Annotated in this window: 4 protein-coding genes; all 4 read left to right on the forward strand. The window is 46.7% G+C overall.

Going from position 1 to position 7,670, the window contains the following annotated elements; genetic code table 11:
* On the forward strand, positions 1-632 hold a 632-nt coding region (locus AC4E7D_RS08830; RefSeq protein ID WP_490173437.1), incomplete at its 5' end, for a T9SS type B sorting domain-containing protein.
* A 13-nt stretch (positions 633-645) separates the two neighbouring features.
* Positions 646-1,599 carry a PorP/SprF family type IX secretion system membrane protein gene (locus tag AC4E7D_RS08835; protein WP_490173438.1) on the forward strand — a complete coding sequence of 318 codons (954 nt, stop codon included), beginning with the start codon at positions 646-648 and terminating at the stop codon, positions 1,597-1,599.
* A gap of 14 nt (positions 1,600-1,613) precedes the next feature.
* A complete protein-coding gene (locus AC4E7D_RS08840) occupies positions 1,614-3,626 on the forward strand; it encodes an OmpA family protein (RefSeq protein WP_490173439.1) in 2,013 nt (670 codons plus the stop codon).
* Positions 3,627-3,848: 222 nt separating this feature from the next.
* Entirely contained in the window at positions 3,849-7,586 is a 3,738-nt protein-coding gene (locus AC4E7D_RS08845; protein ID WP_490173440.1) for a beta strand repeat-containing protein, read from the forward strand.
* Positions 7,587-7,670 lie beyond the last annotated feature (84 nt).

Below are 7,670 nucleotides of genomic sequence, written 5' to 3' on the forward strand. Positions count from 1 at the left end.
AAATCGTCACCTATACCCTTACGGTCATCAATACGGGGAACCTGATCCTTGAAAACCTGGTGGTTACTGATCCTAATGCTGTTATTACTAGTGGCTCACCAATCGCCTCGTTAAATCCAGGGGAAAGTGCAGAAGTTACGGCAGAACATCAGATCACCATTCAGGATGTTGATAGTGGCGTGTTTATCAATACCGCTACGGTAGATGCCAGCAGCGTAGCCGGGGAAGTGACAGACGATTCAGATGATCCGAATAACCCTACTGATTTTGACGCTAACGGTGATGGGGAACCGGATGATCCTACGGTTATTGAACTGGAGGTCATCCCACTGGAAATTGAAGTCAATCAGATGGTCACGCCCAATGGGGATGGAAGAAATGACTTCCTCTTTATCCGTGGTGTGGAAGCCGCCCTGAACAACTCCCTCAAGATTTACAACCGCTGGGGTATTGTGGTCTATGAAGGCAACAATTACAACAACCAGACCAATGTGTTTGATGGAAGGTCAAGAGGCAGGTCAACGATTAGCGTGAATGATTACCTGCCTGCGGGAGTATATTTCTATATCTTTGAATACCAAAAAGATCAGAAAAATATTACAGATAAGGGATATCTGTATATTAGTCAGTAAAGAATACCAGCCTATGACCATTAGGAAAAAGCTATTTACCGCCATCTTGTTTCTTAGCCTCCTTGCTACAGGGGTCTGGGCACAGCAAGATGCTCAGTATACGCAATACATGTACAACACCATGAGTGTAAACCCGGCTTATGCGGGTTCTCGTGGGCAATTAAGCATTGCTGCCCTTTATCGATCACAGTGGGTAGGCCTGGATGGAGCTCCTAAAACCCAAACCCTCAATTTGCACTCGCCCATAAGGAACAGCAAACTCGGGTATGGAATTTCCATCGTGAACGATAACATTGGGGATGGGGTTGTACAGGAAACCTATTTTGACGCGGTCATTTCTTATACCCTGGATGTCTCTCAGGAAGGAAAGCTTTCCTTTGGTTTAAAAGCCGGAGGAAATCTGTTGAACCTGGATTTTGAAGGCCTGAGGAACTTTGACAACGAACCTATACAGGGGAATAACATTGAAAACCAGTTCTCCCCAAATATTGGTCTGGGGCTTTATTACCACACCAATATTTTCTATGCTGGGATCTCGGCACCTAACTTGCTGGAGTCAGATTATTTTGACAATTCCCAACGGGATGCCAATTCTGTTCAGTTTTTGTCCACCGAACGCATCAACTTCTATTTTATCACAGGATATGTCATCGACCTGAATTACAATACCAAATTTAAACCTGCGCTCCTGACCAAGATGGTGAGTGGTGCCCCGCTGCAAGTGGATGTATCAGCCAGTTTCTTGTTTAATGAAAAGTTTTCGGTAGGGGCTGCCTATCGGTGGGATGCGGCATTCAGCGCCTTGTTCGGTTTTCAGTTGAGTGAGCAGCTTATGATTGGCTTGGCGTACGACCGGGAAACCACGGAATTGGGAAGTACGGCATTTAATGACGGCTCTTTTGAGGTGTTCCTGAGATTTGAATTGATCAAATCCTTCAACCGACTAGTTTCACCGCGATTCTTTTAATTGTATTGGTTGTTATGTTTAAAAAAATTGTTCCTGTTTTATTGCTCTGTACCTCCCTGCTAACGAGTAGCCGGGCTCAGGATGAACCTTTGACAGCCCGAGACTCTGCAAAGCTTAAGAATTACCTGAAAAAAGCAGACCGGCAGTACCAGGAGAAATCCTACAGTTTGTCTATCGACATCTACGAAGCAGTACTAAAGAAGAATGAAAACCAATTCATGACGCCCAGTATGCTTAAGCTGGTAGGGGATTCCTATTACTTCAACGCCAATTATCAAAAGGCAGCAGCGAATTATGAAAAGCTATTTGAGAACTACAGGGGAGAAAAAGGAGTAATAGGCCTTGAGTATTATTTTAAATATGCCCAAAGCCTGAAATCCCTGGGTAAATACAAGGAATCCGATGAGATCATGAAGGTATTTTCGGATAGTCTGTCTGAGGATAATCGATCCCGTAGCTTTTTAAAAGATCTGGATTACCGGGATGGATTAACCACATCTGAGGGGAGGTACAAAATTGAGGACCTGGAGATGGATATCAATTCTAAATATTCTGACCTGTCCCCATCTTTCTATAAAAAAGGGCTGATCTTTTCCTCTGACCGGGATACAGGCAACCTGGCAAGGTATCGGCATACCTGGAATGCGATGGACTTCCTGGACCTGTACAAAATTGGTGTAGACAGTGCTTCGAGGAATACCCCTGCCAAATTCGATTTCGATGCCGAGTTTACCACACGGGTACACGAATCCTCTTCCATCTTTACTAAGGATGGTAGTACCATGTACTTTACAGGCAATAATTTTCGGGATGGTAAATACATAAAGGACAAAAAAGGTATTGTACGGCTAAAGATTTATCGCGCTGTTGAGCAAGACGGCAAATGGGTGGTACAGGACGATTTGTCGATCAATTCGGATGACTATTCGGTGGCACATCCAGCGCTGAGCCCGGATGAAAGGACCCTTTATTTTGCATCGGATATGCACAACCCCTCCGTGGAATCTGACCTGTATAGCGTGCCGATCAATGAAAATGGGAGCATTACTGCCAAGGCAGAACCGCTCAAGGGCTTGATAAATACAAAGGCCCGCGAAACTTTTCCTTTTGTGAGCAGCTCGGGCATCTTGTACTTCTCTTCGGATGGACACCCCGGTTTGGGTGGGCTTGATGTGTTTTCAGTCAAAATAGAAAACAGCCGGCCACAAAGCCCTGTAAAAAACCTGGGAGAGCCTGTCAACAGTATGATGGATGATTTTAGTTTTATCATAGATGACGACAAACTCAGAGGGTATTTTGCATCCAACCGGGATGGTGGAAAAGGATATGATGATATCTACGCATTCAGCAAAGCTGCAAAATGTATGCAAAAAGTTACAGGATCAGTTCGTGACAAAATCACCAATGAATTGCTGATTGGAGCAACTATTAAAGTCCTTAACGGTGAGAATGAGGAAATTTTTTCCACATTTACAGATGAGAATGGTCTGTACACTCTGGAGTTGGATCGCTATCAGATGAACTCTGTTATGGCCAATGCTGAAGGGTATACTTCTGAAGATGTATTTTTAGAAATTGGGGACTGCCAACCGCCGCAGATCATCGATTTCTATCTGGAACGGGACGAAGTTACCTGCGGGGATGACCTGTCTGTTTTGATCCCGGAACTGCGCAGTACCATTTATTTTGACTTTGACAAGGACATTATACGTGATGATGCCAAGCCACAGATAGAACTGGTAATCGCCATCATGGAGAAATACCCCAGCCTTAATATCAAACTCAAGGCCCATACAGACAGCCAGGGCCCGGATGCTTATAATATGGACCTTTCCCGAAGGAGGGCACAGGCGACCGTGGATTATATCCTTGCCAATTCGGAAAAGATCTCACCGGACCGACTGGAAGCCGAAGGGTATGGGGAAACCCAGTTGGCAAATGAGGACTGTCCCAACGGTGTTTGGTGTCCGGACAAGGAACACGAAAAGAACAGGCGTACAGAGTTTATCATTTGCGGGGAGGATTAGGCCATTGTTCCATTTGAAAGTGCTTTCCTACATCCTTGGGAAGGTCTTATTCTAATGGCCGGATCGATAAAAGGCCCCTAATTAACAAAATAACGGCCTGCTTTAATCGTCAGACCTTCCAATATGCCGCTTTCACTAGTGAATATGGCCGTTACACAACAAATATTTAGTGGCCTGCTTCCTTCATGATATTTTTGGGTGAACTGAATACCGATCAGATTCATGCCAAGTAAGACTCTTATCAGCAAACTGTTATTGCTGGCGGCTTTTTTTATGGTCCTATCCGCTATGGGGCAGGTGACCTATTCGGATACCTTCAGTTCCGTTTCCTACAGCAACAACGACGGCACCAATAACTTCTCTGGAAATTGGGTAGAAACCAATGAAACCACCAGTCCGTCTGGCGGACGTATCCTGATCAATAGTAACCAACTACGGTTTCGCAATCTTGATAATCGCTCCATTGCGAGGAGCCTTGACCTGTCTGCTGCGGTGAGTGCCACCCTGACGCTGGATTTTAACCGGACCAACGGCAATGAGTCTATCTTGGTGCAGTTATGGGATGGAAGTAGTTACAATACCGTGGCCACCTTAGCCGGGAGTGGTTCCGTGAACTACAACCTGGCTGCGAATGAAATGTCAGCCAGCTCTTCTATACGTTTTATTACCGGAAGTGGAAACTGGGGAAGCAGCGAAACCATATTTATCGATAATGTCCTTTTCACTGCGGTCGTAAGTCCGGCTATATCCATCGATGATGTTTCCGTAGATGAAGCTGCCGGGACAGCCACCTTTACAGCCACCCATGTGGGCTTAAATGCAGCAGGGCCGTTTACCGTAAACTACCAGACCGCTGATGTTACTGCTACTGCCGGGACGGATTATACCGCTATTGTAGGTGGAGTGATGAGTTTTAATGGAACTGTAGGAGACACCGAACAGATCACCGTTTCTATTACGGATGATATGATATTTGAGCCTTCTGAAACCTACATTATCCAAATGACGGGCACTTCAGACCCTTCTGTGAACATTTCCAGTACGGGTACAGGAACCATCACCGATAATGAAGTAGTTTTAGGCAATACGCCCTTAACACTTTTCCGGGAATTTGACGGGTACATGGACTATACCTCTACGGCAGGTACCTTGAGGACACAGCCTAATACGGGGAACCCCTGTGCCATTACAACATCTTCCTCAAATACATTAAGTTCTCCAATACCTGCCGGGGCCACTATTGAGGCTGCCTATCTGTACTGGTCGCATTCCGGTGCTAACATGGATTCCCAGGTAACTTTTGAAGGGAATACGGTTGATGGAAATGTGGCCTACACAACTTCTATACTGGGATTGTCTTTCTACGGATTTTTCAGTGATGTCACGTCCATAGTACAAGCTATCCCGAATCCTTCAACTAATGTTTACGACTTTTCAGGTTTAACCATCGATAATACAGGGAATTACTGTAGCTATAACGTGGTATTAGGAGGTTGGGCTTTAATGATATTTTACACCGATACCAGTCTTCCGGCATCAACTATCAACCTTTACCAGGGATTTGACGGCAACCAGAATTCTTCTTCCACTTTTAACCTCAGTGGATTTTATGCCATTGGTTCCGTGGGTTCCAAAACCAGTGCCCTTTCATGGGAAGGGGACCAGACCCTGGCCAACAATGAGTCGCTTCAATTTACCACGCCCTTATCCGGGACCAACCTTTTGGTAGGGGATGGGGACAATAACGGAACAACTACGAATAACCCTTTTAATTCCACACATTTTGACAATACCGTATTGCCAAATGTGAATAACACGGCTTTACACGGGGTGGATCTTGACACTTATGATGTATCTGCCTTTATATTACCAGGTGAAACGTCTGCCACCACACAGGTGAACGTGGGGCAGGATTATGTGATCATGAACGCCGTGGTGCTGAAGGTACCTTCCAACCTGATCACCGGCCGTGTGTTTGAAGACGTCAACTACGGGGGAGGTGCAGGAAGGAATTACGCAGCAGCTTCTGGGTTTGGAGTCTCCGGGGCTACCGTGGAACTCTATGACTCCGTGGGCACGCGGGTGGATACGCAAACGACGGATGCCAGTGGTATCTATGTTTTTGCTGGCATGGTCAATGGCACCTATTCTGTGCGTGTCGTCAATGAAACGGTAACCTCTTCACGACCTGGGGGAGTAGCATGTGGGGATTGTCTGCCCGTACAAACCTTCAGGACGGATTATATAGCGAGTACCATTGTAGAAAGGCCCAACGAGGTAGGCGGGGCGGATCCCACAGCCACCGATCCTGGTACGGGAGTACTGGCCGGAGCACAGTCGGTTGGCAGTGTGACCATTGCCAATGAAGGGGCCGCAGGACTCGATTTTGGATTTAACTTCAATACCATCGTCAACACCAACGAAGACGGGCAGGGTTCCCTGGAACAGTTTGTTCTGAATTCAAATGGTTTGGGGGAGACAGGCCTGGATATCGAAGCCAACGCCATTTTCGACCCGGCAGCTGGGGAAGATACTTCTGTATTTATGATCCCTCCTACCGGGGATGCTTTGGGCAGGACAGCAGACCCTAATTATGCCAGTGGTATATTCAACATATCAGTCGCTGGTGGTATTTTAAGTAGCATAACGGGTTCAGCAACACATATTGATGGACGAACACAAACCGCCTATTCCGGGGATTCCAATGCAGGTACGATTGGTTCCGGCGGAAGCAATGTTGGAGTTTCAGCTTCAACCTTACCTAATTATGGCTTACCTGAGATAGAGATTTACCGGCCTGATGGAGATGTCCTGACGAATGAAGGAGCCAATACCGTAATTCGCAATTTGGCTATTTATGCCGATAATAATGCAGGAGTGATCATGGAATCCGGATCGCTCACATTGACGCAAACTTTGCTGGGAGTTACTGCTTCAGGTGCTAATGGCGGAAATATTGCTTATGGAGCGGCTATTAATGGAGGCAACAATATCATAAGCAGCAATTATATCAGCACCAATGTAGATGCAGGGATCTGGATAGATGGTGGAACCTTGACTACCATCCAGGACAACCATATCACTGCTAATGGTAATGGCCCCTGTGATGATAACATTCAAATCCTGAGTGGCTCGGGAATTACCATTCAAAGGAACCTGATAGAAGCCGCTACCGGTCTGGGTATTGAAAGCGATGGTTTTTCCGGAGGGGTTACCATTAGTGAAAATACCATTACCACATCGGGTCAGGATGGAGGTACCTGTGCAGGGGATATTGAAAATGCAGGCATTCGGTTACATGGGGACAACTCCGCCATCACCAACAATATAATCACCTCTAATGGAGGTGCAGGTATAGTTGTGGCAGGAGGTGACACTTCCGGGAACCTGATCTCCCAGAACTCCATCTACGCCAATGGGACCACAGCCGATGCCCTGGGAATCGATATCGACAATTCCAATGGAGTTGGTGATGGGGTAACCCTTAATGACAACGGGGATACGGATAGCGGACCCAATGGCAGCCTGAACTTTCCCATCATCACAGCCGCCTATACGTCGGGCAGTGATCTGGTAATAAAAGGCTGGGCGCGTCCCGGAGCTACTATAGAGGTCTTCCTGACAGACATCAATGAAGGCACGGCTACAACCGGGGATAACCAGTTAGGCTTCAGCACGGACTACGGGGAGGGACAGACTTACCTGGGCACTGTAGTGGAAGGTAGCGGGGCCGATCTGGATGCGGTCAGCTCTGCTTATACGGACGTAGACGGCAATACGGACAATACGAACCGCTTTCATTTCAGCTTTGTTGTACCCCCCACGGTAGCCCTGGGGGATATGGTAACAGCAACAGCTACCCTGGGGAACAGTACTTCTGAATTCTCTCCAATGAGCGTCCTGAAAGTGCAAACGGTGATCACCAACCGCCGTATTACCTATCGGGTAAATCAGGATTAGCACCCAGTACGCTTCGTAAAAAATATCATCAGCTCCCTTCCAAAGTGATCTGTTCACAACGTTTTCTAACGGGTTGAAGATCAA

Source organism: Lentiprolixibacter sp., assembly GCF_982873095.1.

Coding starts and splice junctions, on each gene's coding strand:
- AC4E7D_RS08835 (WP_490173438.1), top strand. CDS start 646: ATGACCATTAGGAAAAAGCTATTTACCGCCATCTTGTTTCTTAGCCTC.
- AC4E7D_RS08845 (WP_490173440.1), top strand. CDS start 3,849: ATGCCAAGTAAGACTCTTATCAGCAAACTGTTATTGCTGGCGGCTTTT.
- AC4E7D_RS08840 (WP_490173439.1), top strand. CDS start 1,614: ATGTTTAAAAAAATTGTTCCTGTTTTATTGCTCTGTACCTCCCTGCTA.